The sequence below is a fragment of the [Bacillus] selenitireducens MLS10 genome (assembly GCF_000093085.1).
Lineage (GTDB): Bacteria > Bacillota > Bacilli > Bacillales > Salisediminibacteriaceae > Salisediminibacterium > Salisediminibacterium selenitireducens.
In genome coordinates, this window is sequence record NC_014219.1 from 2,400,788 (window position 1) to 2,427,540 (window position 26,753).

The window sequence follows — 26,753 nt, forward strand, 5'->3', positions numbered from 1 at the left end:
GTAAGCTGAGTTAACGTCTCTTTTCTGTATTAAGCTGCGTAGGAATGCAGACCCGCGATCACCAGGTTCACAAAAATCAGGTTAAACATGATAATGATAAAACCGATCACGACAAGCCACGCACTCTTTTCACCATGCCATCCTCTTGAGAGGCGAAGATGCAAATAGGCTGCATAGAACAAGAACGTAATCAATGCCCATACTTCTTTTGGATCCCAACCCCAAAATCGGGTCCATGCAATTTGGGCCCAGATCATCGCAAAAATCAATGCTCCTAGAGTAAAGACCGGAAACCCAATCGCAACTGCTCTGTAACTGATCTCATCCAGTGTGTTCAGATTTATTTTCTTCAACAGGGGCTGTACAATGGCACCCGTCGGTTTTTTAAACACGAGACGAATCAGCCAGTAAATAATCAGACCAGTGGTCATGGACCATAAGACTGTATTCAGATCTGCGCTTTCAATAATCGCAGGAGCTGAAACAAGCGGATTCATTCCCTGATCACTGATCAGCTCCCCTTCGTTCGGTCCAATGATTGGAGGGAATGAGTAGGTGATCTCTGCTTCTACCCCATTTTCGTTAATATAAGAGAACTCTGCCTGGTAATCGGCCAGATTAAATCCCATGCTCAGTATGACGTAAACCAAGGTGGAAAGAACCGAATACTGGACGATTTCAATCCCTGTTCTGCTTTTTGAAGAGCGTGAAAAATCAATCGAAGCAAGTAAGTAAATCAACCCTGCCACAAAGGACACACCCAGAATCCCTTGACCAATCACCGTTGTTATTACGTGAATCGCGAGCCAATTAGACTGCAGTGCAGGTATCAGTGGCTGAACCTCAGTCGGAAACATGGACGCGTAAGCAATAATCAGCATCACAACAGGCATAGTAAAAAGACCAAGGTAATTGTTCTTGTAAATCGGATGAATGATGACAAAAGCCAGTGCAACTGCGATTCCAAGAGCTGTCGTATATTCAAACATGTTACTGACCGGAGCAAATCCGGCAACATACCAGCGCGTGAAGAAATAGCCTAGTGACAGTGCGACTGCTATGACAGCCGTAATATAACCAAAGAACCCGGATTTATTCGCTTCTGCTCCAGAGCGGTCCCTGAATTTTCTCCCCGTGATCGCAACGGAGAAGAAGAGGGTCGAAGCAAAATAAAAGAAAAACGCTCCGAAAATGAGGTTGGTGCTAAGTTGTGCCATGAGTGCCGCCATCTCCTTCTTTTTCCTCTTCATTTGCCTGTTCATCTGCCTGATCAATAGGCTCAGGAATAGTTGTATCTTTTAAAACAAACTCAAAATCTTTTTTGAGTGAATGCCAATTTTTATTTGCATGACCGGCAATAAGAAGCTTTCCGTCTTTTTCTCTGATCCATATTCTACGGTGATGCCAGTACGAACCCTGAATCAGACCAATCATAAATATCGTACCTCCGGCAATAAGGATCGGAAGCGTGCGGTCACGACGTACGGTCAAACCGGTTACATTGACCATCTCAACATCCGTCATCCGAATGGTATGATCATGGTCACCATTCAGTGCTTCATTCACCTGAACACCGATTAAACTCAGCTCTCCTCTCCCCTCAACAGGCTCCACATCAGGGGCAAAGACTTCAAAAATAATTCGTGGATTATCGGGGACACGGTTCAGTGTAGTTGGCTCATTTTGGTCATTGATTAAGAAATTAGGGAAGTATTCCACAATTTCAACCCGATAGCCATTATCAAACTCATAGCTCATCTGAGGATCGTTCAGATCAACTTCAAAGGTGAGATCCTGCTGCTCCTCATCACTTAAATCCTCTCCTTCAATTCTGAAGGTAAACTGTGAGAGTTCATTCAACTTATAATCAACCTGATAAAGTGAGAAGCCTTCAAAGTTAAGGGGGTCATTCACACGTATATCGTATGATTTGATCTCTTCAAGCTCTGCATCGCTTCCAATAGCGCCTTCTGTGGACTGTTTAAACAGCGTCGCACTCGTCTGATATGTCTTTACAACCGGATCCACGGCATTCATTAATGCTTCCCCGAAAACGGGATCCTCTTCATCATAGAGTTCAACGAGGAACTGATCATTTCGAAGAAAATACTCTCCTTCAGTTCCGCGAATGACTTCTGTTTCTCCTTCTCGAACCCATACGTAATCATCAAGATACATTTCTGGGAAGAGACGAAGTAATCCGCCGATTAAAAAGAGGATCAGCCCGATATGATTGACGTAGGGGCCCCACCTCGAAAAGCGATTTTTTTCTGCAAGAAGGGCACTGCCTTCTTTTCGAATCGAATAATTCTTCTGCTTCAGACGGGATTCAATCAATTCAGTGTGCTCATCGAATGCATCCGATTCTTCACTTCTCGTAAACAGCCTCTGACGTTCGAGAAACTTCTCATGACGATCGACACGCTGCGTCTTTAATGCACGGTACAATGGCACAACTCTGTCAAGACTGCAAATGACAAGAGAAATGCCCAATGCAGCCAAAATAAGCGTATACCACCATGAGCTGTATAAATTGTGGAAGCCAAGCTGATAATAAAGTTGCCCGAATACCCCATATTCATTTTGATAATATGTTGTGGCTGATTCTCCGCGGGGGAGGTACATTTCCTGAGGAAAGATGGTGCCGATTGCAGAAGCAAGAAGCAATACGACGATAATCCAAATTCCAACTTTTACCGACGAGAAAAAGTTCCATATTTTATCAACGATGTTTTTTTTGTATGTTTGTGAACGTCTCGCAACGCCTTCGTAGCGCATGTTCGCAAGATTACCCTCTTCTTCAATGAGGGGCTTACCGCATGACTCACACAAATACGTGCCATATGGGTTCACATGGCCGCATTCACACTTCACTTTATCCATTCAAAAGCCCTCCACATTTATGGTACAAGAGATTCCAAGGCTTCAACTACCTGGCCTTCGGTTTTCCCGCCGATCTGTCTTTCCTTAACAGTTCCTTCATGGTCAATTAAGAAGACCGTGGGGAGACTTGCGACGCCATAGGCATTGCTGACAAGCATATTCCGGTCAATATAAAGAGGAAATGTAAGGTTTTGACGTTCTTTATGACGCTCAACCTGCAGTGTTGTCTCATCAACATTGACGTTCAGAATGGTGACACCCTTCTCCCTGTATTCCTCTTCATGTTCCTGAAGATACTGCATCTTTTCCCTGCAATACACACAATAAGTTGCCCAGAAGTTCAAATAGATACCCTGTCCATTGTAATCTGTTAATTCAACATTCTCTCCATCGAGATCTTGTACAATGAAATTAGGTGCTGTGTCACCTGCATCCACAACCCCGCGTTCTTCTGAAAAATTCACATAAAGGGAATACCCCACTGCACCGATCATGACAATCAGAATCGAGAGACGCATCAGAAACCGTTTATTCTTCATGTCTTTCACTCGCTTTCTATTTCACGATACGTACATCCTTATAATATCACTACATTGATAGTGTTTACAATTTCACGATACTATTTTTCTGCAATTTCCCTTAACGTTTTTACTTCGTGAGGTTTCAGTTCCCGCCAATCACCGGCATTCAACCCTTTTAAATCAAGAATGCCATATCGCTCCCGCTTTAATTTCATGACGGGGAATCCTATAGCGTCAAACATACGTCGTACCTGCCGGTTTCTTCCTTCATGGATGGTAATCTCCACAACTGCCGTTCCTTTTCTCTTATCTGTTTTAATCACTTTCGTTTTCGCAGGGGCTGTTTTGCCGTCCTCAAGCACAATTCCCCGGTCAAGTTTTTTCAAGTCTTCACGAAGCGGCAGCCCTTTTACTTTTGCAATATACGTCTTATGAATTCTGTATTTGGGATGCATAAGCAGATTGGCGAACTCACCATCATTTGTAAGAACAATTAATCCCGACGTATCAAAGTCGAGTCTGCCTACGGGGAAAACTCTGAACTCGCCTGGTACGAGATCAATCACGGTTTTTCTTCCTTTATCATCACCGGCACTCGAAATTACGCCGGAAGGCTTGTAAAGTAAATAATAGACCGGCTCTTCTTTTTGTAATGGCACACCATCAACCGATATTTCATCCGTCTGTAAATCCGCCTTAGCCCCAACTTCTTTCACCTGATTACCGTTTACATACACACGGCCTTCTTCTATCAGTTTTTCCGCCTTTCGCCTCGATGTAATCCCGGCTTGTGCGATTAATTTTTGCAATCGTTCCACGTTTACCACTCCCAATATAAGTTCCACTTATCCTAAAGATGTCTCAACATTTAATTTTAACCGTTTTCGAAAGACAACACAATAAAAAGCACACCGGTATGACCGATGTGCCCAGAGATTAAGAGACTTTCTTTTTCTTTTTGCGTTTCTTTTCCTGCAACTCTTCATACCAAAGAGAATGCCTGTGTTTGATATAGTCTTTATCGACTTTTCCGGTAAACATGCCCGGCATCATTTTGCGGTTATCCTTAAAGAGAAACGCAGCCATATGACCGATAAAGGCAAAAATGATGAGGACAGTCCCGATATTGTGACCATTTGTCATGATCACCATCATTGAATTCGAGAGGCTGCCTCCGGCGACATTCTGATACACTTTAAATGCACCTGTGACGATTAACAAAATAATCGAAACGGCAAACAAAGCATAAGCTAGGCGCTGTTCAGGCAAATATTTATGACTTGGCGGTTCTTCCTGTTTCAGAATCATCGCTTTCATCAGATGGTATGAACCTTTGACATCCCCTTTTCTCGGTATGATGGCAAACTCTTTTCGGATGAGATGGTGAATAGCGTGAAAAATGACCGTAAAGATCAGGACACTTGCGGCAATGTAATGCACCCAAAGCGTAATTTCATAACTTTGCAGCCATTCGAGCATAGCCGGTGGATTCGGACCGAGATAGCGCCCGTAAAGCGGCATTTGACCAAGACCCGTTATTATCAGCATAATGATGGAAATTGCTGCCGTCCAGTGAACGAAGCGGTTCACTTTAGGTTGACGGACCATTTTTTCTCTTGTCTGTTTACTCATCGGATGCCGCCTCCTTTTCACCCTTCATCGTCTTATAAGCTGTGATCCCCGCAGCTGCTGCACCTGCTACCGGGGCAATCATCATCGCAAGGGTAAACCCGTGTGCAGTATATAGGAGATTTTCCACTTCCGGTTTCATATGCGGCCTGCCTGGACGCTGATCATTCGTTTCCTGTTTCTCTTCCTCGATTGCCTGGTCAATTTTTTCATAAGGCACCTGAGACACATAAAAGGTGTGCGTACCCCCGTTCTCGTCGTCCCCGTAAACAAATCCGTCCATGTCATTGGCTCTTCTTCTTGCTTCTGCACGCATCTCCTCAAGAGGACCAAAGGTGATCGCATCCCTTGGACAGGATGTTTCACAAGCCGGCTTCTCCCCTTTCTCAAGAAGATCCACACACATATCACATTTGTACATCACACCGCCTCCCGCGAAGGTTGGTGCAATGCTCTGATAGATGCCAACACCCGCCTGACGCTGAGGAATATCCCACGGACAGGCTGAGCGGCATTTCGCCCCACCCATGCAAAAATCCTGATCGATATGAACCGCACCGTGTTCACTTTTATAAATCACACCAAACGGACAAAGCTTCTGACAGGTTGCATCATCACAATGCATACATCTTCTCGGCACATGCACCATTTGTTTCTCCCCGTTGTGCTCGACTTCTACCGAGTCAACAAATGTCCAATTATACGGTGTCAGCCGATCGATGCGATCCTGTTCATCCGACCAGTCTTCGTGATGATCTCTCGGCCAGTAATCCTGAATCGGCTTCTCCGGCTGTGGAAATTTACTTTCATTCTTCGTTTTACAAGCTGCAACACACAGCGGTGTATTTTCATATTCACAGCCATCACATTTACTTAAATCAATAATGGATCCGATTTGTTTGTCATCATCAATCCCCGATGCTGACACCCATTTCTGGGATGTGGTCATCACAGCAGCTGTTGCAGTTGCTGCAGATGCGCGTTTCAAAAAATTTCTTCTGTTCATCATAGCAGTTCCCCCCTGTTATTCATTCATTGATACTTATACCCCTACAAGTATGTTACCGTTCGCACATATAAAATTCAACCCCGCATTTGTGACGCTTTTGTGAACTCCTTATATCCAAAACAGAATAAGATGTTATTCAGAAAATCTTCCGCTCAGTTAAATCATATGCAGATCTGTATTAACTTTTGATAGAATGACAGTAAGGAGGTGAGGATATGTCTTTGGATCATTTATTGTCAGTAGCCATCCTCACTGTGCAGATCATTGGATTTCTCTTCATTGGAATCATGATAAGAAACAGGAGTGGACGATCCGCCGGTCGTCAGACCCCATACAAACCTGAACAGCAGCCTGAGCCAAAAGTACATTACCGGCAGGCGCCGCCAATGCCTGATCATCCAATCGTGCATCAAAAATGGCGCGATGAAGTGAAACGGACGATTGAACTCCAATGCCTGAGTATTCGAAACGCCGTATCAAAACAAACTGTAGACATTCATCAGAAAGAAATAGAATTTGCACCACGCCAGTTTTTATTTGATGAAGATGTATTACAGGAAGTCTATGATCAGGAAGAACGTGATCTGTTGAAGACGTTCCTTGAGACGTACCATAAATATCTAGAACTGCATTGGTTGACTAAAGATCAGCGTCTGAAGACCGTATTTTCCGGACGAATTTCAAACGTTGATTCAGAGGCAGGAAGAATGGTATACCGGTCCAAGGTGGTCGTGAAAGAATTCGACAGGTTGTTAAACGAACTCCGAAAGTCATGAAAACCATTACTCGTCGAAAAAAACAGGCAGGAGAAAGTCTCCTTGCCTGTTTTTAATGCTTATTTACGCGATTCCTGCTGTCGAAGTCTCGTTCTGAAATCTGTTTCATAATAATCCAGATCTTCTCTCATTTCCTGAAGAGGTCCCTCGATGGAACGGATCAGCTTTTTCAGCTGTTCACTGACTTCTGTACGGAAATGAATCGCATTTTTACCGGTGTAGGCTGCTCTGCTGTCTTCATACCAGACATCATAATGCGGTTGAAAAAATTCCTCTACACATTGGTGGAATACCCAAAACAAGGTTTTTTCTGCAGCGGTCTTGCGGAATTTTTCGCTTTTCAGAAGCAGTTGCCCTGATTCCATTCCCTCATCGAAATAAACAAGCAATCTTCTCAGCTGATCAAACAGAAGCTCAATCTCTTCCTGTGATGACCCTTCCGCATTTTTCAACTGTGATTCCACCGTTTCCTGATTCAAAAACGTACGGATATTTAAGCTCGTTTCCTTTAATGACGTAACCGTTGATTCAAGCTGTTCTTTTACAAGTTCATTTCCCATGTCTGTTCTCCCCTTATCTGATTGTATTGACTGCCTGATCTTCTCTCATATGATGAAACAAATCAAGTTCGTTTTGAACATCCTGTTCATCAATATGCTCGGACAGTTCGGGCAATTCGTCAAGTGAAGTTAACCCAAACTGTTCCAAAAACTTACGGGTTGTTCCAAAAAGGATGGCCCTGCCTGTTCCTTCAACTCTTCCTGCTTCCCTGATCAATTCTTTTGATACAAGTGTCCGAATCGGACGTTCTGATTTCACTCCCCGAATATCTTCGATCTCGATTCTTGATATCGGTTGCCTGTAGGCTATGATGGCCAGACACTCAAGAGCTGCTTGTGAAAGGGTGGTCGAAGCAGGTGACTGGACCAACTTCTTAAAGAAAGGGGCATGTTCTTCTTTTGTGGTTAATTGATACACGCCACCGGATTCAACGATTTGAAGACCCCGTCCGGATGATGCAAAAAGTTCCCGCATTTCATTGAGGTAGAACTTTAAGGATTTCCGGTCAATGGACAAAACATCCATCATTTGTTTTTCATCAATACCTTCTTCGCCACTGACAAATAATAATCCTTCAATGACTGCTTTTACTTCCTGGCTTTGCAATCTTCAGACCTCCCGGCGATATATCCAAATATCGTGAAAATTATCAGGTTGTTCGCACCTGACTGCCTTTGATTTCATTAACTCAAGCAGAGCAAGAAATGTGACAACACGCTCATGAGAGGAGCGTTCTTCAACCAGCAAAGAAAATGTCGATACACCTTGATTTCTCCCCAGACTTTGCATGATATAACCCATTTGCGTTTCAATCGGGACAGCGTCACGTTGCACTTTTCTTAAGACCGGTTTATAACGTTCATGACGTTTGTTCATCTTCTTGAAAGCTTTCAGCATGTCATAGATTGAGGCATTCAGCTGCGCTTCCTGATCCTCTTTATTAAGAAAGGGTGTGAGGTCGGTCATGGGTCTCGAGAAGAGATCACTTCGTTTACTTTCCCGTTCCTTCAAATCAGAGGCGGCATCTTTGTAACGCTTATATTCGATCAGCTTCTGCATCAGTTCATCCCTTGGGTCCTCTTCATAGTCCAGTATATCCTCATCAAGTATTTCTTCTTCCACAGGAAGCAGAAGTTTGCTTTTCATTTGAAGCAACGTCGCCGCCATAACTAGATACTCACTGGCAATATCCAAATGCAAAACTTGCATGGCGTGTATGTAAGTCATGTACTGCTCAGTGATCTCCCTGACCGGGATATCATATAAATCAAGGTCATTTTTTTGAATCAGGTGCAGCAGAAGATCCAAAGGGCCTTCAAAGCTGTGGAGTTTGACACTGTATTGCAACATAAACCCTCAATCCCTTCCTAGTTTGCATTATATCATAAAGATAAACTGCCGATAACAGTCTCTTATGCCTTCACATCGTTCTCTGATTCAGCTATGATGAAGTAGAAATGATCTAACTTGAATCCTGACTGATGGAGGAATGTCTCATGCCAATCTATTCTGAATCGTATATTGACTACTTGATACACTTTCAGGCAACCCGGGATTATTTTGAATGTCATGAAATCATGGAGGAATACTGGCTCGAAAATGACCGCGATAAAAAGTGGCTGACCCTGATTCAACTTGCTGTTGCAGTTTATCATGAGCGACAAAAAAACCGGAAGGGCAGTCTCAGACTTTACAGGAAAGTACTGAGTCACCTTGATGAAACACCGGGTATGCTTACGGAACTCGCCATTAACGAGGATGCTGTGATCAGTGAAGTTAAGCGGCGCATCCAGATCAATCTCGAAAATGGGCCTTTCGAAAATTTCGACTTGCCTCTAACCGATCCAGACCTTGAAAAGCAGTGCCAAACAAAAGCTATCAAGATGAACGCCGAATGGTTATCACATCCCGAAGACATTGATTTGATGTATAAACACAAACTGCGGGACCGGTCTGATGTCATTGAAGCGAGAGAACAATCCAAAGAACTGAAACAAAAAGAAAGAGGACGCTGACTGAAATCAGTGTCCTCTTTCTTGTGATGACTCCATAATTTTTTGGTACCTCAGCCTGTTAAACTTCTGCTGCCGCGATCAATCAAACTGTTTAACAAGACTTGCCATCTCAATGGCACCCATCGCTGCATCCCAGCCTTTGTTACCGGCTTTAGTCCCTGCACGCTCTACCGCCTGCTCAATCGTGTCCGTTGTCAAGACGCCAAAGATTGTCGGCACGCCGCTTTGCATGGAGATCTGGGCCACACCCTTCGCGACCTCACTGCATACATAGTCAAAGTGAGGCGTGGATCCACGGATTACAGTCCCGAGTGTAATGACCGCATCGTAATCACCTGATTCAGCCATCTTCTTCGCGATCATCGGGATTTCAAACGCTCCTGGTACCCATGCCACATCTACATGCTCGTCATCAATACCGTGTCTTTTGAGCGCATCCTGCGCACCGCCCAAAAGCTTGCTCGTAATAAATTCGTTAAATCGTCCTACGACGATTCCGATTTTCAATTCCGTGCCTACTAAATGTCCTTCAAATGATTTTCCCATTGTTTTCATCCTCCTGAAAGTGTTTGTATATTCGATCTACAGGTCATGCATACCCTTTACAGATGCAGCATATGACCCAGTTTATCGCGTTTTGTTTTCAGATACTTTTCGTTTTCCGCAGAATGAGCAAGCTGAAGCTGAACCCGTTCCACAATTTCCAGGTCATAGCCGTCCAAGCCTTTTACTTTTCGCGGATTATTTGTTAAGAGACGCATCTTTTTCACGCCCAAATCTTTAAGAATTTGAGCACCGATTCCGTAATCGCGGAGGTCTGGGGCAAATCCAAGTTTTTCGTTGGCTTCTACGGTATCATAGCCTTCCTCCTGCAGTTTATACGCCCTCATTTTGTTTAATAAACCAATGCCGCGCCCTTCCTGTCTCATATATAAAAGGATTCCTGAACCGGCCTGTTCAATCTGACTGAGCGCTGCTTCAAGCTGCGGCCCGCAGTCACAACGCTTGGACCCGAATACATCACCCGTCAGACACTCGGAATGAACCCTGACAAGCGTTGGCTTTTCACCGCCAATGTCCCCTTTGACCAGAGCAACATGCTCCTTACCGTCAACAATATTGGAATATCCGACAGCACGGAACTCACCAAGTTCCGTCGGCAGATCAATCTCCACTTCCCGCTTAATCAGCTGGTCTTTGCGATTCCGGTATTTAATGAGGTCTTTAATAGTTACCATTTTAAGACCAAATTCATCTTTTACTTTCTTCAAGTCCGGAACCCGCGCCATTTCGCCATCTTCTTTAATAATCTCACAAATCACCCCTGCTGGCTTTGCACCACTCATTCTTGCAAGATCCACCGCAGCTTCCGTATGACCTGCTCTTCTCAGCACGCCTCCGTCTTTTGCAACGAGAGGGAAGATATGTCCGGGACGTTGAAAGTCCATAGGCTTCGTCGTCTCATCTATCAGTGCTTTAATCGTCAATGAACGCTCTGACGCAGAGATGCCTGTCGTCGTATGCTTATGATCAATACTGATGGTAAACGCCGTACCGTGCGGATCGGAATTCCGGTCGACCATCGGATCAAGATTAAGTTTTCTCGCGCGTTCCTTCGTAATAGGTGCGCAGACGAGCCCCCGGCCGTGCTTAATCATGAAATTGATCACTTCCGGCGAAGCCTTTTCAGCCAAGGCCACAAAATCGCCTTCGTTTTCCCTGTCTTCATCGTCGCAGACAATCACGACATCCCCTTGTGCCAACGCATAGATGGCTTCTTCAATCGGATCAAAAATACTCATTTCAATCAACCTCCCTGTTATGAATAAAAACCGTGTTCTTTTAAATAAGCTTCTGTGAGTTTCTCTGAAGGTTTGTCATCTTTATTAAACCGTCTGTTTAAAAGCTCATCCATGTACTTAGCAAGCATGTCACACTCAATATTGACGATATCACCGGGGCCCTTGGAACCGATAACTGTTTCATCAAGTGTGTGGGGAATGATTGAAATCGTGAAGGTGCGGTCCGTCAATCCGAAAATCGTCAGACTCGTTCCATCTACCGAAACACTGCCTTTCATCGTCATATAATCACGCAGGTGTTCGGCCACCTCGATTTCATAATAAACCGCATTATATTCCGGTTTTTTTGAACGGATCGTGCCGATTCCATCCACATGACCACTGACAAAATGCCCCCCGAACCGTCCGTTTGCAGCCATGGCTCTCTCCAAATTCACACTTGAACCGGTTCCCAGATTTCGAAGACTGGTATTACGGACGGTCTCCGGCATGACGTCAACGGAGAACGTATCACCTGTATAACCCGTAACAGTCAAACAGACACCGTTAACTGCTATGCTGTCACCCATATGAACATCCTCAAGCACTTTCGAGCCTGAAATGGTCATGACAATGGCATCTCCGGATTCTTTCATCTGACTGATCTTCCCTTTTTCTTCAATGATTCCTGTAAACATCTGTTTCCCCTCCAAATCGACCTCTTTATCGGTGGTCCCCGGCAGATGGATCGACAATTTCGTTAAGATTAAGCTTTATAAACATACGTCCTTTTTACATCGTCATCAAACCATTCTTCTTGATCGAGGAGCAATCGCGGTGCATTGGCAAGCTGCTGAACACCTGCTCCGGAAAAAGATGACTGCGCATCCTTGCCACCTATGATCACCGGTGCCTGATAATGAATCACTTCATGAAAAAGCCCTCTCGTTAAAAACTGATCATTGATTGTGCCGCCCCCTTCTACTAGGAGCGTACTGATCCCCTGTCTGCCGAGAACTTCAAGCATCTCTTCGATAAACCGGTCTTTATCAGTAATCTCAATGATTTCAGCACCGGATGCAATCAACATTTCTTTCCTCTCTTGCGATGCCCCTGCATTCGTTACGATCCATACAGGTGATTGGCCGTCATTTAACATGATTGAGTCAGGAGGCGTTCTTAGTGTGCGGTCCATAATAATCCGTATCGGGTTCTTCCCGCCAGCAGGCAGTCTCGTTGTCAAGGACGGGTTGTCCTGAACGACTGTCTCCCGTCCGACGAGGATACCATCCACCTGGTGTCTGATGCGATGCACATCTGCCCTTGACTTCTCATTACTGATCCACTGGCTTTCTCCAGTCGCAGTGGCAATCTTTCCATCCAGGCTTGTCGCAAATTTGAGTGTGACATAAGGCGTTTGTTTGGTGATAGCATGAAAGAACCATCTGTTCATACGGTCGGCTCTTTCCTTCTGAACTCCCTCTACCACTTCAATGCCTGCATCTCTCAATCTCCGGATACCTCTGCCTGAAACATCCGGATTCGGATCGGATGAGGCCGTTACCACACGACTGATTCCTGCTTCAATGAGTGCGTCGCTGCATGGTGGTGTTTTGCCGTGATGTGAACACGGTTCGAGTGTCACATAAGCCGTTGCACCATTTGCCTCCTCTTTCGCCATGTGCAATGCCTGGCGCTCAGCATGCCATTCACCTGCTTTTAAATGTGCACCAATGCCTTTAATCTGGTTGTGTTTTACGATCACGCATCCGACTTGCGGGTTTGGAGATGTTTGTCCTTTCGTTGCCTCAGCTATTTCAATAGCGAGTTTCATGTAATGGTCATCGTTCACTGCCATCAACCTTTCAAACCGATATATTGCATCATTCGTTCAACTGAAATCGGAAAATAAAAAACGCCCCGATACTTACGGGACGTAAAAAGAGACGTGTTCAGAAGATCAGTGGAAAACTGCACGTTTCTAACCATAAAATGTAAATCAAAAATGGCAGATATACAGAATTTTGTCATCCGTCAAAAAAGATGACAACCTGTCACACTGATTTCTTTCTTCTCCCATCCAGACTGTAACTGTCGGCTTTGGAATTACACCAAATCCACCGTATACTACAAACATATACGGGTCACGGACTTAGAAACAGAAGACTGCTTCATCACCGCCGGTTGGGACTTTCACCCGACCCCGAAGAAATAAACAGATATTCATTTGTAAAAGATTTCACACTTAATTAGTTAAATCATAGCACTAACTTCTCAGGATGGCAACCTGTACGTTTCAGACGTTTGTTAAATCGTCACATTCAAATTTCTCTTTTCTCCGCATGTTTCTCAATCCATTCTGAGATAATGCCGATCGATGGCCTGTCCGTCCAGACATACCTCGTGAAGGATTCAGCCTCATTTTCTGATGCGGTCAATTCATAGCCGTTCATATGAAGCATTAACACAAGTGCAGCAAAGCCGGTTCTTCTGTTGCCATAATAAAATGGTCTGTTTTTCAGCGTTGTACTGAATAAAGCTGCACATTTCAACCAGAAAGTCGGAAAAGCTTCTTCACCAAAGAGACTTTGAAGCGGCCGCTCTGCCGCTTCAAGAAGCAGTTCTTCATCCCTGACACCAAAAGGTTTATCCGGTGTATAGACACGGTTTACCAATGTATTGATAGCTTTTAACTCATGCAGGAGAATATAACGCACGGCTTATTCCCCCCTTCTGTCTGCGAGGGTCCGAAAAGTCTGATCATAACGTTCAAGGACATGTCGCATCCCATCTATAAAATCATCTTCGACTAATTTAAGGCCTGTCAGATCAAGTTGGCGGGACGGCCGAATGACAACCTGATTATCAACGATCTGAAAGGCCATTTCATCACCCTGGTGGGCGTGTAAAAACGCCAGGATCTCAGACGGAATTTTAATCATATGTTCGTCCTGATGCTTCCGGATTCTTTCTGTGTATTCTTCTCTTTTCATGTCAATCACCTGCTTTGATATAGAATGGTTTAAAAAATCCAATCATTACATGAAGAACATCATCCATGTTTATATTTTCACTTCATCAGCGAAAACTAAACCTCTCTGTGCCATGCGTCCGACTTCCTTTTTGTCAGATTGATAAATAATGAAACCCATCATCTTTACAGACTTGAATAAAGTAAGCAGGAACATCGTCTTCTCTTATCGAAGATTCTATTTCAGAGAGCTCAATCACAGTTAAAGCGGGAGGGGTTAAAGATGAATTCAAAAAAGAAGATGGCGGCGATTCAGGATTATTATCCGGATGACTTTGCCCATTGTTACGGATGTGGAAGACTGAACGAAAACGGTATGAAGCTGCGGACATTTTGGCACGAGGATGAATCATCAACCGTCACCTGGTATGAACCGCGTGATAATCAGATTGCCATACCCGGCTTTGTATATGGCGGTTTACTGGCGTCATTTGTAGACTGTCACGGAACGGGGTCAGCGGCACTGATGAAGCACAAAATGAACGGATTCATGCCAGACGATGGTGAAGACGCCCCTCGCTTTGTGACTGCTTCACTCCATCTTGATTATTTGAAACCTACACCTCACGGAGAAACGCTGAAGGCGATTGGTTCGGTTGAAGAAATCCACCCTAAAAAATTTAAGGTGACCGTTACCGTTTACGCAGGTACATTGCATGTTGTAAACGGTGAAGTCGTTGCCGTACAGGCTCCTTCAAGTTTTGATCCAACGCAGACCAAATCATAAGATTTCGGTTATTCCACCAGGATCCGGCGCTTTCAAGCGTATTATAAGCATTTCTATACACAAAGCCCCCCACCGCTTGGTGAGGGGCTTTGTGTATACCGGGTTTAACGTCGGTGAGTATTCAACCGATTTACGCTTCAAACACTTTCACTTCCTGCATGACATCGCCTTGCTTGATACGGTCAACCACGTCAAGACCTTCTACAACCTGACCAAATACGGTATGAACACCGTTCAAATGAGGCTGTGGTGCAAAAACGATAAAGAACTGACTGCCACCGGTATCTTTACCGGCATGTGCCATTGAAAGACTTCCCCGTTCGTGCTTATGAGGATTTCCTTCTGTTTCACACTTAATTGTATATCCAGGGCCACCGGTTCCTGTGCCGTGTGGACATCCTCCCTGGGCTACAAAACCGGGAATGACTCTGTGGAAGCTGAGCCCGTTATAAAAACCGTCGTTTGCCAGTTTTTCGAAGTTTTCAACTGTACCCGGTGCTTCTTCAGGGTAGAATTCAATTGTGATTTTTTCGCCATTTTCAAAAGAAATTTCGCCTTTTTTCATGATGATTCCCTCCAATAATTCAATTCTTTGTCTCGCACCATTTCAGTGTAGCGGAATTTCCTCAAAAAAGAAACTGTTCAGCCCATTCTTTCGGTAACCGGAACGACTTTCGAATAACGGCTCTCTTTTCGGACCAAGTCTGCATAATTCTCTCTTTCAATGACACATTCGTATTCCCCATCTTCCACAAATACAACGGCTGGGCGAAGCATCCGGTTGTAGTTGCTTGCCATGGCGTAGCCATAAGCTCCCGTTGAGGATACAGCCAAGAGATCTCCCGGGGCCGTTTCAGGGATCTTCAAGTCCCAGATGAGCATATCTCCGCTCTCGCAGCAGCGGCCGGCTACGGAAACCAGCTCCTCTTCAGGCGCATGTCCCTTGTTGGCAACCACTGCTTCATATTCAGCCTGATAAAGTGCAGGACGGATATTATCGGTCATCCCTCCATCAACAGACAGATAGGTGCGCAGTGTCGGGATTTCTTTTCTTGAACCGATGGTGTACAGGGTTGTCCCTGCTTCACCAACCATCGCACGTCCTGGTTCGATCCAGATTTCCGGTACGTTCATACCGCGCTTATCAGCTTCTGATCGGGCAGCCTGCACCGTCTTATCAATGTAATCGCCAATAGGAAGCGGTTCATCGTGTTCACTGTATCGGATGCCAAAACCGCCACCCACATTCAGTACTTCAGGTTCATAGCCGAGATCATCTTTCCACTTCTCGAGGCTCTTATAGATCTCTTTCACCGCATGCTCAAAGCCTTCCGTCTTGAAAATTTGAGAACCGATGTGCGAGTGTACCCCGAGTAAATGCAGATGATCATGATTCATAATCATGTCAATTGCCTTCGTCGCCTGTCCACTGTTCAAATCAAAACCGAACTTGGAGTCTTCCTGACCGGTGGAAATATATTCATGAGTGTGGGCCTCCACACCTGGTGTTATCCGGATCAGCACATCCATCGGCAGTTCTTTCGCTTCCGTTATCGCCATGAGCCACGTCAGTTCAGTAAAATTGTCAACCACAATACAGCCGATCCGCTCATTTACAGCCATTTCAAGTTCATCAGCAGTCTTGTTGTTTCCATGAAAATGAATACGATCCACTGGAAAATCCGCCTCAAGGGCCGTGTAAAGTTCACCGCCCGAACACACATCAAGACTCAATCCAAGCTCATCAGCCAGTTGAAACATGGCAACACAGCTGAATGCTTTACTGGCATATGCCACCTGATACTGTACGGAAGCTCTCTCAAATGCTGATTTAAATGCTTCTGCACGATCGCGTATATCTTTCACATCGTATACGTACAATGGAGTTCCATAAGCCTCCGCGAGCCCTGTAACGTCTACTTCCCCAATGGTCAGATGTCCTTTTTCGTTAATTCTGCTCGTTCCATATAAACCCATGGTTCATCCTCCTAATTCTCTGACAATGCAACCTGCCATTGACTTAACAACTTTTATCCTTTCGACACCTGCAAACAAGCACAATCTGCACACAAATGAAAATGGATGTGCAAGGCACATCCATAAACATCTCTCATATACAGGATAGTGCTCCACTGCTGATAAACAGTGACAATGAGCAGCTTTTTCAGCTGATCACCAGTGAGGAAGACCGGACCGTCTTTCACACTTCGGCAGATACGCCTTCCCCGAACCGTCATCGTCTGTCCAGACTGCGGATCCGGTACTCATCTCTCTGCACCTCTATCAATATTTAATTGATTGAATTCAGTACGAAAAACATAGCACATACGACTGTGAAAAGCAACCCTGGCGTTTAGCGAATCACATCGTAGATCAGTTGAGGAGCTTTTACTTCATTGTCTGTCAGAGTATATGCGGCTTTCACTTTTTGAATAACCGGTTCCACTTCAGCGTCATTGACATGTAAAGATGCAAGGACTTCACCGGCTTGGACATGATCTCCGATTTTTTTATGGAGTTCAATTCCGACAGCGAGGTCAATCACAGAATCTTTTGTCGCACGTCCTGCTCCAAGAAGCATTGCAGCAGTTCCAATTTCATCAGCGATAATTTCACTGACGAATCCATCTTGATCTGCCGTAACCTCTGCAACGTTTTTCGCAGTCGGCAGTTGTTCAGGATGATCCACAACTTCTGCATCCCCGCCCTGAGAACGGATAAACAACTTAAATTGTTCAAGTGCAGCTCCGGATTCCACAGCATCTTTCAGCATTTGCCGAGCCTCTTCAATGGTTTCAGCTTTTTTCGCCAGTACCGCCATATGGCTGCCGAGTGTGTAGCATAATTCCGTCAAATCATCCGGTCCTTCACCTTTGAGCGTATCAATCGCTTCCTTGACTTCGAGGGCATTCCCAATCATAAAACCAAGGGGCTGGTTCATGTCTGAAATAACCGCGGTTGTATTTCGTCCAAGATTATTCCCGATTTTCACCATGGCTTCAGCCAGTTCTTTGGACTGGTCGAGCTTTTTCATAAATGCTCCGGCGCCGGTTTTGACATCCAGGACAATGGCATCTGCACCCGCTGCGAGCTTCTTACTCATGATGGAGCTTGCAATCAGCGGAATGGAATTTACTGTGCCGGTAACATCTCTGAGGCCATAGAGTTTTTTATCGGCGGGCGTCAGATTATCCGTCTGTCCGATCACGGCTACCTTATTTGTGTTTACGAGATTGATAAATTCGTCATTTGTAATCTCGACACTGAAGCCTTTCAGTGACTCCAATTTATCAATGGTTCCGCCAGTGTGTCCAAGCCCCCGGCCACTCATCTTCGCGACAGGCACACCAATGCTTGCCACAAGAGGCGCAAGAATTAACGTTGTGGTATCACCAACGCCGCCCGTCGAATGCTTGTCGACCTTCACACCTTCAATGGCAGAAAGATCGATCGTTTCACCAGAGTTCACGATCGCTTCAGTGAGCCAGGCCCTCTCGTCATCATTCATATCATTGAAATAAACCGCCATCGACCAGGCACTTACCTGATAATCAGGGATATCATCTTTGGTGTAACCATCAATAATAAACCGGATTTCTTCTTTCGTATGAGCATAGCCATCTCGTTTCTTTTGAATCAGGTCCACCATTCTCATGACGAGATTCCTCCCTTTTCCCATAAACTTTTCTCTGAATCTGCAAGGATTTGTCTGATCAATGCCTTGAATCGCGGTTTCGCCTTTGCGGCAACCTCAATGACTTCTTCATGTGTGATCCCTTCGATTGATTCTCCAACCGCCATATCTGTAATGCAGGAGATCCCCAGTACCTTCATGCCCATATGTTTAGCAACTGTTGCTTCCGGAACTGTCGACATCCCAACGACATCGGCACCGCATGTACGAAGCATGATCAACTCGGCACCGGCCATATAGACAGGGCCGCTTACTGCGGTATAGACGCCGCGCTTTAAATCAGCTTCCTGACCGATCCGTTTGCCGATATCCATCGCAAACGAACGGAGTTCCTTCGTGTATACCTCACTCATGTCCGGAAACCTCGGACCGTAATCATCGAGATTTGGTCCGAGAAGCGGGTTGGAGCCGGTAAAATTGATATGATCGTCAATGATCATCAGATCTCCCGGCTTAAATGATGGATTCATCGCACCGCATGCATTCGTCACAATCATTCCCTCACAGCCGAGGTCATGCATAACCCTGACCGGAAACGTAACCTCCTGCATCGTGTAGCCTTCGTAATAATGAAAGCGGCCTTGCATCGCAAGCACCATCTTTCCTTCAAGCTTTCCATACACAAGTTGCCCTTTATGACCGGCTACCGTTGAAACAGGAAAATGAGGCACCTTTTCAAACGAAATAAAAACGGCATCTTCAATCTCGTCTGCGAGCTCTCCCAATCCGGAGCCGAGAATCATGGCGACTTCGGGCTTTTCTTGTATGTGACTGTCTATATATGCGGCAGCTTCTTTAATCATATTTTCTGTAATCATTCCGGTTGCCCCCTGTTACAGTTGGTTGATAATTTCTTTAACAAATCTGAGGAAATCATGACGGACCTGTTCCGTTGTTTCCATCACTTCATCATGGGTCAAAGGCTGATCAAGAATACCTGCCGCCATATTTGAAATACAAGAGATACCAAGCACTTTCATCTCACTGTGTCTCGCAGCAATGACTTCGGGAACCGTTGACATACCAACTGCATCTGCACCCATTGTTCGCAGCATGCGAACTTCTGCAGGGGTTTCATAGACCGGCCCTGTGTTCCCTGCATAAACCCCCTCTTGCACAGAGATTCCGACGGTTTTTGCAGCCTGATGGGCAAGTTCAATGTATTCTTTTGTATATGCCTGGGACATATCAGGGAAGCGAACACCCACTTCTTCATCATTCGGGCCAATGAGCGGATTCGTCCCGAACATATTCAAATGATCTTTGATGATCATCAGATCACCTGCCTGGAAGGATTCATTAACCCCCCCGGCAGCATTTGTGACAATCAGGGATTCTACACCGATCGCTTTCATGACTCTTACCGGCAGGGTCACTGTCTGCATGTCATAGCCCTCATAAAAATGAAAGCGCCCCTGCATGGCAACAACCGTTTTTCCTTTCAGTTCTCCAATAACCAGCTGGCCTTTGTGGCCTGCCACTGTCGAGGCAGGAAAACCGGGAATCTCGTTATAAGGAATGACAACAGGTGATTCGATTTCATCTGCGAGTACACCTAGTCCCGAGCCGAGAATGAGGCCGATGGATGGCTTCTTATCAAGTTTTGATTCAATAAATTGTCTGGCTTCGTTCATTTTTTCGATGTTCATCTGATCACTTCCCTTTCTTCAGTTCCGGCAAGAAGCTCGTGCCGTGTTTAGGCAATTTAACCTGGAAATTATCTGCAATTGTTGCACCGATATCTGCGAACGTCATTCTTGTACCAAGATCAATGGCACGGTTCAGCTTTTTGCTGTATGCAATCAATGGCACATATTCCCTTGTATGATCGGTTCCTGAATGAACCGGATCATTACCATGATCGGCAGTGATGATGAGGAGATCCTCATCCTTCATGGCTTCAAGGACTTCCGGCAGACGCTCATCGTATTCCTCAAGCGCTTTACCGTAACCAAGCGGGTCGCGACGATGGCCGAATTTGGCATCGAAATCAACCAGGTTCAAGAAGCTTAAGCCCGTGAATTCCATTTTCAGTGATTCATTCAATTTATCCATGCCGTCCATATTGTCTTCCGTGCGCATCGATTGGGTTATCCCTTCGCCGTCGTAAATATCTGATATCTTGCCAATGGCAATGGAGTCTAGACCTGCATCTTTGATTTCATTCATAACGGTTCGGCCAAATGGCTTCAGGGCATAATCGTGCCGATTTGACGTTCGTTCCCATTTTCCTTCTGTACCGACGAACGGACGTGCAATGACGCGACCCACCATGTATTTCTCATCGAGGGTCAGTTCTCTGGCCATTTCACAAATTTCCCACAGTTCTTCAGGGGGAACAACCTCTTCGTGAGCGGCAATTTGAAGCACAGAATCCGCAGATGTATAGATTATCAGATCGCCTGTATCAACGTGTTGCTGACCGTACTCGACCAGTATTTCAGTACCGGAAGCCGGTTTATTACCAAGCACTTTGCGCCCTGTCTTTTGTTCGATTTCCTGAATCAGTTCATCAGGAAATCCGTCAGGAAACGTACGGAATGGCTTATCAATATAAAGGCCCATAATTTCCCAATGACCGGTCATCGTATCTTTCCCCACGGACTTCTCCTGCATAAAACCATAGCTTCCCAAAGGCTGATCGACAGAAGTCTGACCTTTATAGCTTTTCACTTTCGTCAGACCCAGTGAATCCATGACAGGCATATTCAGCCCGTTCATTTCTTCTGCGATATGACCGAGTGTATCAGAACCTTTGTCACCAAAGGCTTCGGCATCCGGCGCTTCTCCAATTCCAACTGAGTCCATTACAACGAGAAATACGCGATTAAATTCATAGTGATTCATTGTACTAACCTCCTGTTAATCATTTTATATATTTCAGGAACTGTTTGATGAATCCGGAAGTGAAGAAACAGAACCTTACTCAACAATAGATCAAGCTTCTCATCGTCTTTACCTGTCCCATACCCCAAGTGGTCTCGCTTCACACCTCCTGTCTGAAGTCAGACATCTTGCACGCTGCAACTTCACGCCCTCGGGTGATGTTTACGGTACACATCCCTCATTCTCGTTTGGGAAATATGGGTGTAAATCTGAGTGGTCGAAATATCAGAATGACCAAGCATCTCCTGGACCGACCTTAAGTCTGCACCATTTTCGAGAAGATGTGTTGCGAACGAATGGCGCAGGGTGTGAGGACTGATTTCCTTTTGAATCCCCGCCTTTGTTGCAAGTGAACGAATCAGCTTCCAAAATCCCTGACGGCTGATCCGGTGACCGTGATGATTGACAAAGAGATCATGGTGCTCTTTGTCCTTCATCATGACAGGTCGCGCATGATCGAGATAAATCCGGATGGCTTCAGTCGCAAACTCTCCTAAAGGGATAATGCGCTCTGTATTGCCCTTTCCTGTACATTTCACAAAACCCATCTCCAAATTGAGATCTTTCAGTTCCAATGCACACAACTCCGATACCCGCATTCCGGTTGAATACAGAACCTCAAGCATCGCAACTGTGCGAATATCAATAGGCCTGTTTCCTTCCGCTGCAGAAAAAAGCGCTTCCACTTCAGAGATCGCCAATGTTTTCGGCAGAATAGCCGGTTTTCTCGGGCGTTCAATATGAACAGCCGGATTCTCATCCATCTCTTTTTCGAGCATCAGGAATACATGAAGGGATTTGATCGCTGACAATGTCCGTGAGATTGAGCTCGATGCTTTTCCACTCTGATTCATCCACTGTAAATAGTGCAGCACATGTTTTTTATTTACATCTTTCCAAGAGAAAATCCCGTATGTGTCCTGCAAAAATGTAAGATAACCAGAAAGATCTCCGGCATAGGCTTCTATCGTTTTTGTCGACAACCCTTTTTCTACGGACAAATAATGCGTATAGGTATCAATAGAACGATCCATATGCCCCTCCCGAATCAAGTTGTTCGTACCTCTTACAGAATAGCATACTTTTTGCCATCTTCATATACTTTATCCATGAAATCCACAGAAAAAACAACCCGGATATCCGGATTGTTTTTGATTACGGTTATTGGCAACGATAGCATATGCCATGGAAAGTCAATCTGTGATCTTTAATCTGAAAGTTCCAGCGTGATTCGACCACTTTTTCCACATCATCGAGAAGGTCTTCCTGAATTTCATCCACAGCACCGCATTCAATACAAACAAGATGATGATGGAAGTGATTCGCACCTTCCTGGCGCAAATCGTATCGGGATACCCCGTCTCCAAAATTAATTTTATCAACAATTTTTAATTCGGTTAACAGTTCAAGCGTCCTGTAAACCGTCGCAAGTCCAATTTCCGGATATTTCTCTTTGACCAGCATGTAGACATCCTCTGCACTGAGGTGGTCATCTTCATTCTCAAGAAGAACTCTGACAGTCGCCTCCCGTTGAGGGGTCAGTTTATAGCTTTGTGAGTGCAGTTGCTTTTTGATCCGTTCAATACGTTGTTCCATCTTCTTCCCCCTGTTTGTACGATGTTCGGAACGATACCTTTAATCATTATAAAGCTCTGGAAAAAGGGATGTCAAATGAGAATCATTGTCTTTATCATTTTATAATCATTATCAAAAGATAATCATTATTTTAAATGTCGCATTTCCATCACCTGAACCGCGTAAATTGTCTTGGCATCATGAATATCGCCTGAACGAATCATGGCTTTCGCTTCTTCAAGTGAAACATCAACCCGCTCAACAAACTCATCCTCATCCGGGTTTGCCGCACCTTCCTCCAAATCCTCAGCGAGGAACACGTAAACCAGTTCATTGGCAAATCCGGGACTTGTATAAAAAGACACGAGTTCCGTCCATTGTTCTGCACGAATCCCCGTCTCTTCCTGTAACTCCCGTTTCGCAGATGAAAGGGGGTCTTCTCCTGGTTCAAGCTTCCCTGCCGGAATTTCTGCGATGGCTTTTTCGAGAGCCTTTCTGTATTGGCGGACAAGAATCAGTTCACCGTTCCGGTTAAAGGCAATCACAGCAACAGCACCGTTATGATGGACCAGTTCCCGTTTTGAAGTTTTCCCGTCAGGAAGTGAGACCTCTTGTACCTCAACTTCGATCACGTTACCTTTGAAAATCGGTTCTCTCGATATCGTTTTTTCCTCAAACAGCTTTTTCACTGGACCACTCCTCTGCATACTGACACAATCTCATTTCATTTTATCAGACTGGTCCATGGATTTCATGCTTAAATGCATAATCTCCCGCCCATCAGGGTAAGGGACTAACGGAGGTGTTTTCATGAAACGAAATCAACTGGGCACGTCATCACTCTATGTATCGGAAATCGGACTGGGGTGCATGTCGTTCAGTGACAGCTATCCTGATAATGAACGGATCATTCATGAAGCGATTGATCAGGGCGTCAATTTCTTTGACACAGCCGACCTTTACCAGCTTGGCATGAATGAGGAACATACAGGTAAGGCGCTGAAAGGTCGCCGCAGCGATATTATTCTTTCTTCCAAAGGCGGAAACGATTGGACCAAGGGTGACGGGACCTGGAGCTGGCGCCCGGAGAAGGCTTATTTAAAACAGGCCATTAAAGATTCGCTTAAACGTCTGAACACCGATTATCTCGATCTGTATCAGCTTCATGGCGGTACGATTGAAGACCCTTTCGACGAAGTCGTCGAAGCCTTTCAGGAAATGAAACAGGAAGGTCTCATTCGCGCTTGGGGAATTTCCTCAATCCGTCCAAATGTCATCAAGCGTTTCGCAGAAAACACGGACATTGACAGTGTCATGATGCAATACAGTCTCCTTGACAGACGGCCCGAGGAAATGATGCCGCTTCTTGAACAGCATCAGATCTCCGTTATTGCAAGAGGACCCGTAGCGAAAGGGTTGTTAAGTGACGGGTGGAAAGAACGGCATCAAGAGGACGGATATCTCCAATACAGTAAAGACGAGCTTCAGGAAGTACTGCCCAGACTTGAAGATGAAGCCGGCAAAATGGGCATGTCTCTTCAGCACCTTGCTCTTCGCTATGTATTGGACCACCCACAGACCGCAACAGCCGTTCCTGGTGCAAGTTCCGTTAAGCAGGCAACCGATAATTCAGCTGCGGCGAATCATCAACCATTAAACGACAAAAAAATCGGCGCCCTGAAACTCATCACGAAAGAAGACAAATACGAGAACCACAGATCATAGAGGACTGCCGATTCCGGGAGAAGGCGCTTTACCATGCCTTCTCCCGGTTTTTTCGTTGCGGCATTTATCTGCTGTCCATCATGACTCAGAATCATATTCCCGAACGATTTGCCTGTAGTAGTTCTCAAGATCTCCGTAATCAAAATAACCCTGCCGTCTGACCACAACTCTCCCATCCGGATCGATCATATAAGTGGTTGGTGTCACAAGAACCTCATACTCCTCACGTATGACACCATCCGGGTCCAAAACCACCGGGAATGGAAGACCGAAGTCATCCGCCAGCGTTGCGACTCCTTCTATACTGTGTTCAGTGGATGTCATATTCATGCCTAGAATCGTCACAGGATCGCCTGCTTCTTCGGCATAGGTTTCATGAAACTGTACATAATCAGGCAGTTTTTTCCGACAGGGTCCACACCATGAAGCCCACATATTTAAAATAACAAAATCACCTTGAAAATCACTCAAACTAACGAGATCCCCTTCAAGGGTCTCCAGTTCAAAATCCGGAGCCATGTAACCAGGCGAGAGCCCTGTTTCATCAGTCATTTCACCTTCCGACTCATCGATGAGCGATAGTTCAGAGGCAGGCTCACGTTCTATCCCGTTACTTTCAAGGTAAGACTCCAGGGCATCATTTTGTGATGCTTCCCGGTTTGAATCCACAATCAGATAAACCGATACCGACACGGCTCCAATCAGTATCAGGACAGACATCCATTTTTTTATATTCATAGTTTCCAGACTGTTCAGCATGATTCATGCAACAGCCTTCGCCCCCCTCTTTACAAGATAGCCTCAACTTATTTCCTTGCAGTAAACCGCAAATACCTGACCGGATATTCAGGAGTACAATATTTATGAACAACTGGTCCATTGCTGTTACTTGCAGTTCTCTCTGTCTATCGTAGACGTAATGATCGGGAATGACAAGCGCTTGACACCGCGATAAAGTAATTTCACATTCGATAATACCTGCAAGCATTTTTCCGGTATTTACAAAACTGTAACACAATGCCCCCTCCAACTTTGGTACACTGTTCTATGGTATCTATTGATCAATCAACAGGAAAGGAAGATGACTTTGACGTTATTTGAAGCAATTGTGTTCGGGATCGTTCAGGGATTAACCGAGTTTCTGCCTGTATCGAGTACGGCACATATTGTCATTACCCAACTCGTTTTCGGCTATACATTTCCAGGTTTGTCCTTTGAAATTTTTCTCCATATTGCATCTGTTCTTGCTGTAATGATGTATTTTTGGAAAGATTTATGGAGCGTAATCAAAGGGTTTGTTCTCTTCATTCTCCATCGTTCAAAGGAGCATCGCACTCAATTTTTCTTTGGAGTCTATATTCTGATTGCAACTGCAATCACCGGCGGACTCGGTGTGATGCTGAATGATTTTTTCGGGGATGCCTTTAAAACACCGGCTGTTATTGCAGGGGCACTGACGATTACAGGGCTGTCTCTCATCTTTATCGAACGGTTCCATCAGTACGGCCAGCGTAAAGAAGAAGACATGTCAGTAAAAGATTCCATAATCGTGGGGCTCGGTCAGACGCTCGCCGTCGTACCCGGGATCTCAAGATCCGGCGCTACCCTCGTTGTGGCACTGTTGGCAGGTCTCGATCGTGAAACAGCCGTCCGCTATTCCTTTCTCCTCTCCATCCCGGTGATCCTCGGATCGACCGTTCTTGCAGTGGGCGACTTTACAGCAGATATGGTCAATCATATCGGTATACTGAATTTGTTTGTCTCATTCATTGTGACCTTTATCTTCTCCGTCATCGGGATTATCTGGCTGATCAGCTTTTTAAAAAAGAGCAGACTGATTTATTTTGCCATCTATTGTTTTGTTATTGCCGCTCTCGTTCTTCTTTTCATTGATCCTTCCACTGTGATGGATGTCTAAACACGAAAATCCGGAACCTGTT

Annotated in this window: 30 protein-coding genes and 2 riboswitches; of the genes, 5 read left to right on the plus strand and 25 right to left on the minus strand. The window is 45.1% G+C overall.

Annotation, left to right across the window (positions count from 1 at the left end):
* Positions 1 to 29: 29 nt before the first annotated feature.
* The 6 genes from ccsB to BSEL_RS11105 all read right to left on the minus strand — a co-directional run bounded on the left by ccsB (position 30) and on the right by BSEL_RS11105 (position 6,042).
* On the minus strand, positions 30 to 1,217 hold the full coding sequence (gene ccsB, locus BSEL_RS11080) for a c-type cytochrome biogenesis protein CcsB (protein ID WP_013173102.1): 1,188 nt from the start codon (positions 1,215 to 1,217) through the stop codon (positions 30 to 32).
* Positions 1,204 to 2,883, minus strand: a complete 1,680-nt coding sequence (gene resB / locus BSEL_RS11085; RefSeq protein WP_013173103.1) for a cytochrome c biogenesis protein ResB — start codon at positions 2,881 to 2,883, stop codon at positions 1,204 to 1,206. Before resB ends, ccsB begins: the two co-directional genes overlap by 14 nt.
* A gap of 17 nt (positions 2,884 to 2,900) precedes the next feature.
* Positions 2,901 to 3,422: a thiol-disulfide oxidoreductase ResA gene (gene resA / locus BSEL_RS11090; protein ID WP_013173104.1), complete on the minus strand. Its 522-nt coding sequence runs from the start codon at positions 3,420 to 3,422 to the stop codon at positions 2,901 to 2,903.
* An 80-nt stretch (positions 3,423 to 3,502) separates the two neighbouring features.
* The gene (locus BSEL_RS11095) at positions 3,503 to 4,222 is read right to left on the minus strand and encodes a pseudouridine synthase (protein ID WP_013173105.1); all 720 of its coding nucleotides are present in this window, start codon (positions 4,220 to 4,222) and stop codon (positions 3,503 to 3,505) included.
* Positions 4,223 to 4,340: 118 nt separating this feature from the next.
* On the minus strand, positions 4,341 to 5,036 hold the full coding sequence (locus BSEL_RS11100; RefSeq protein WP_013173106.1) for a formate dehydrogenase subunit gamma: 696 nt from the start codon (positions 5,034 to 5,036) through the stop codon (positions 4,341 to 4,343).
* Positions 5,029 to 6,042 carry a 4Fe-4S dicluster domain-containing protein gene (locus tag BSEL_RS11105; protein ID WP_013173107.1) on the minus strand — a complete coding sequence of 338 codons (1,014 nt, stop codon included), beginning with the start codon at positions 6,040 to 6,042 and terminating at the stop codon, positions 5,029 to 5,031. The genes BSEL_RS11100 and BSEL_RS11105 overlap by 8 nt, the downstream gene beginning before the upstream one ends.
* A gap of 215 nt (positions 6,043 to 6,257) precedes the next feature.
* On the opposite strand from BSEL_RS11105, the gene BSEL_RS11110 reads away from it, so the two are divergent.
* Positions 6,258 to 6,818 (plus strand): hypothetical protein, encoded by a 561-nt coding sequence (locus BSEL_RS11110; RefSeq protein WP_013173108.1) that lies wholly within the window; start codon positions 6,258 to 6,260, stop codon positions 6,816 to 6,818.
* A gap of 59 nt (positions 6,819 to 6,877) precedes the next feature.
* Here BSEL_RS11110 and BSEL_RS11115 read toward each other — a convergent pair whose 3' ends face one another.
* Genes BSEL_RS11115 through BSEL_RS11125 form a run of 3 tightly spaced genes read right to left on the minus strand, consistent with a single transcriptional unit; the run spans position 6,878 to position 8,729 of the window.
* Positions 6,878 to 7,378 carry a YpuI family protein gene (locus BSEL_RS11115; RefSeq protein ID WP_013173109.1) on the minus strand — a complete coding sequence of 167 codons (501 nt, stop codon included), beginning with the start codon at positions 7,376 to 7,378 and terminating at the stop codon, positions 6,878 to 6,880.
* 13 nt (positions 7,379 to 7,391) lie between these two features.
* Entirely contained in the window at positions 7,392 to 7,985 is a 594-nt protein-coding gene (gene scpB, locus BSEL_RS11120; protein ID WP_013173110.1) for an SMC-Scp complex subunit ScpB, read from the minus strand.
* Positions 7,986 to 7,988: 3 nt separating this feature from the next.
* Positions 7,989 to 8,729, minus strand: coding sequence for a segregation/condensation protein A (locus BSEL_RS11125; RefSeq protein WP_013173111.1), 741 nt, complete (start codon positions 8,727 to 8,729; stop codon positions 7,989 to 7,991).
* 146 nt (positions 8,730 to 8,875) lie between these two features.
* Between BSEL_RS11125 and BSEL_RS11130 the strand changes: the two genes are divergently transcribed.
* Positions 8,876 to 9,394, plus strand: coding sequence for a DUF309 domain-containing protein (locus BSEL_RS11130; RefSeq protein WP_013173112.1), 519 nt, complete (start codon positions 8,876 to 8,878; stop codon positions 9,392 to 9,394).
* Between the two features lie 78 nt (positions 9,395 to 9,472).
* Here the strand turns inward: BSEL_RS11130 and ribH are convergent, their stop codons facing one another.
* The 6 genes from ribH to BSEL_RS11160 form a co-directional block, all read right to left on the minus strand.
* The gene (gene ribH, locus BSEL_RS11135; protein WP_013173113.1) at positions 9,473 to 9,940 is read right to left on the minus strand and encodes a 6,7-dimethyl-8-ribityllumazine synthase; all 468 of its coding nucleotides are present in this window, start codon (positions 9,938 to 9,940) and stop codon (positions 9,473 to 9,475) included.
* 56 nt (positions 9,941 to 9,996) lie between these two features.
* Positions 9,997 to 11,190 (minus strand): bifunctional 3,4-dihydroxy-2-butanone-4-phosphate synthase/GTP cyclohydrolase II, encoded by a 1,194-nt coding sequence (locus BSEL_RS11140; protein ID WP_041582440.1) that lies wholly within the window; start codon positions 11,188 to 11,190, stop codon positions 9,997 to 9,999.
* Between the two features lie 23 nt (positions 11,191 to 11,213).
* On the minus strand, positions 11,214 to 11,873 hold the full coding sequence (gene ribE, locus BSEL_RS11145) for a riboflavin synthase (protein WP_013173115.1): 660 nt from the start codon (positions 11,871 to 11,873) through the stop codon (positions 11,214 to 11,216).
* A gap of 68 nt (positions 11,874 to 11,941) precedes the next feature.
* A complete protein-coding gene (gene ribD / locus BSEL_RS11150; RefSeq protein ID WP_041581923.1) occupies positions 11,942 to 13,033 on the minus strand; it encodes a bifunctional diaminohydroxyphosphoribosylaminopyrimidine deaminase/5-amino-6-(5-phosphoribosylamino)uracil reductase RibD in 1,092 nt (363 codons plus the stop codon).
* A gap of 206 nt (positions 13,034 to 13,239) precedes the next feature.
* Positions 13,240 to 13,390: riboswitch (FMN riboswitch) on the minus strand.
* Between the two features lie 106 nt (positions 13,391 to 13,496).
* Positions 13,497 to 13,892 (minus strand): type II toxin-antitoxin system death-on-curing family toxin, encoded by a 396-nt coding sequence (locus BSEL_RS11155; protein ID WP_013173117.1) that lies wholly within the window; start codon positions 13,890 to 13,892, stop codon positions 13,497 to 13,499.
* Positions 13,893 to 13,895: 3 nt separating this feature from the next.
* Positions 13,896 to 14,168 (minus strand): AbrB/MazE/SpoVT family DNA-binding domain-containing protein, encoded by a 273-nt coding sequence (locus BSEL_RS11160; protein ID WP_013173118.1) that lies wholly within the window; start codon positions 14,166 to 14,168, stop codon positions 13,896 to 13,898.
* A gap of 261 nt (positions 14,169 to 14,429) precedes the next feature.
* On the opposite strand from BSEL_RS11160, the gene BSEL_RS11165 reads away from it, so the two are divergent.
* Positions 14,430 to 14,933, plus strand: coding sequence for a PaaI family thioesterase (locus BSEL_RS11165; protein ID WP_013173119.1), 504 nt, complete (start codon positions 14,430 to 14,432; stop codon positions 14,931 to 14,933).
* 130 nt (positions 14,934 to 15,063) lie between these two features.
* Here BSEL_RS11165 and BSEL_RS11170 read toward each other — a convergent pair whose 3' ends face one another.
* From BSEL_RS11170 to BSEL_RS11210, 9 genes are all read right to left on the minus strand, one after another.
* Positions 15,064 to 15,498 (minus strand): peptidylprolyl isomerase, encoded by a 435-nt coding sequence (locus tag BSEL_RS11170; protein ID WP_013173120.1) that lies wholly within the window; start codon positions 15,496 to 15,498, stop codon positions 15,064 to 15,066.
* Between the two features lie 77 nt (positions 15,499 to 15,575).
* The gene (gene lysA / locus BSEL_RS11175) at positions 15,576 to 16,910 is read right to left on the minus strand and encodes a diaminopimelate decarboxylase (RefSeq protein ID WP_013173121.1); all 1,335 of its coding nucleotides are present in this window, start codon (positions 16,908 to 16,910) and stop codon (positions 15,576 to 15,578) included.
* A gap of 137 nt (positions 16,911 to 17,047) precedes the next feature.
* A riboswitch (Lysine riboswitch) is annotated at positions 17,048 to 17,224 on the minus strand.
* Between the two features lie 62 nt (positions 17,225 to 17,286).
* Positions 17,287 to 18,588, minus strand: a complete 1,302-nt coding sequence (locus BSEL_RS11180) for a pyrimidine-nucleoside phosphorylase (protein ID WP_013173122.1) — start codon at positions 18,586 to 18,588, stop codon at positions 17,287 to 17,289.
* Positions 18,585 to 19,445: a purine-nucleoside phosphorylase gene (locus tag BSEL_RS11185; RefSeq protein ID WP_013173123.1), complete on the minus strand. Its 861-nt coding sequence runs from the start codon at positions 19,443 to 19,445 to the stop codon at positions 18,585 to 18,587. The genes BSEL_RS11180 and BSEL_RS11185 overlap by 4 nt, the downstream gene beginning before the upstream one ends.
* Before the next feature lie 15 nt (positions 19,446 to 19,460).
* Positions 19,461 to 20,276, minus strand: coding sequence for a purine-nucleoside phosphorylase (locus tag BSEL_RS11190; RefSeq protein WP_013173124.1), 816 nt, complete (start codon positions 20,274 to 20,276; stop codon positions 19,461 to 19,463).
* A gap of 4 nt (positions 20,277 to 20,280) precedes the next feature.
* A complete protein-coding gene (gene deoB, locus BSEL_RS11195) occupies positions 20,281 to 21,474 on the minus strand; it encodes a phosphopentomutase (RefSeq protein ID WP_013173125.1) in 1,194 nt (397 codons plus the stop codon).
* A gap of 182 nt (positions 21,475 to 21,656) precedes the next feature.
* Complete coding sequence (gene xerD / locus BSEL_RS11200; RefSeq protein WP_013173126.1) at positions 21,657 to 22,547, minus strand: site-specific tyrosine recombinase XerD; 891 nt, start codon at positions 22,545 to 22,547, stop codon at positions 21,657 to 21,659.
* A gap of 127 nt (positions 22,548 to 22,674) precedes the next feature.
* Positions 22,675 to 23,109 carry a ferric iron uptake transcriptional regulator gene (fur, locus tag BSEL_RS11205; RefSeq protein WP_013173127.1) on the minus strand — a complete coding sequence of 145 codons (435 nt, stop codon included), beginning with the start codon at positions 23,107 to 23,109 and terminating at the stop codon, positions 22,675 to 22,677.
* A gap of 125 nt (positions 23,110 to 23,234) precedes the next feature.
* Complete coding sequence (locus tag BSEL_RS11210; protein WP_013173128.1) at positions 23,235 to 23,777, minus strand: NUDIX domain-containing protein; 543 nt, start codon at positions 23,775 to 23,777, stop codon at positions 23,235 to 23,237.
* A gap of 121 nt (positions 23,778 to 23,898) precedes the next feature.
* Here BSEL_RS11210 and BSEL_RS11215 point away from each other — a divergent pair, with 121 nt between their 5' ends.
* The gene (locus BSEL_RS11215; protein WP_013173129.1) at positions 23,899 to 24,813 is read left to right on the plus strand and encodes an aldo/keto reductase; all 915 of its coding nucleotides are present in this window, start codon (positions 23,899 to 23,901) and stop codon (positions 24,811 to 24,813) included.
* A 78-nt stretch (positions 24,814 to 24,891) separates the two neighbouring features.
* On the opposite strand, the gene BSEL_RS11220 is transcribed toward BSEL_RS11215, so the two are convergent.
* A complete protein-coding gene (locus tag BSEL_RS11220; RefSeq protein ID WP_177304832.1) occupies positions 24,892 to 25,551 on the minus strand; it encodes a peroxiredoxin family protein in 660 nt (219 codons plus the stop codon).
* A 349-nt stretch (positions 25,552 to 25,900) separates the two neighbouring features.
* Between BSEL_RS11220 and BSEL_RS11225 the strand changes: the two genes are divergently transcribed.
* Positions 25,901 to 26,731: an undecaprenyl-diphosphate phosphatase gene (locus BSEL_RS11225; RefSeq protein ID WP_041582443.1), complete on the plus strand. Its 831-nt coding sequence runs from the start codon at positions 25,901 to 25,903 to the stop codon at positions 26,729 to 26,731.
* Positions 26,732 to 26,753 lie beyond the last annotated feature (22 nt).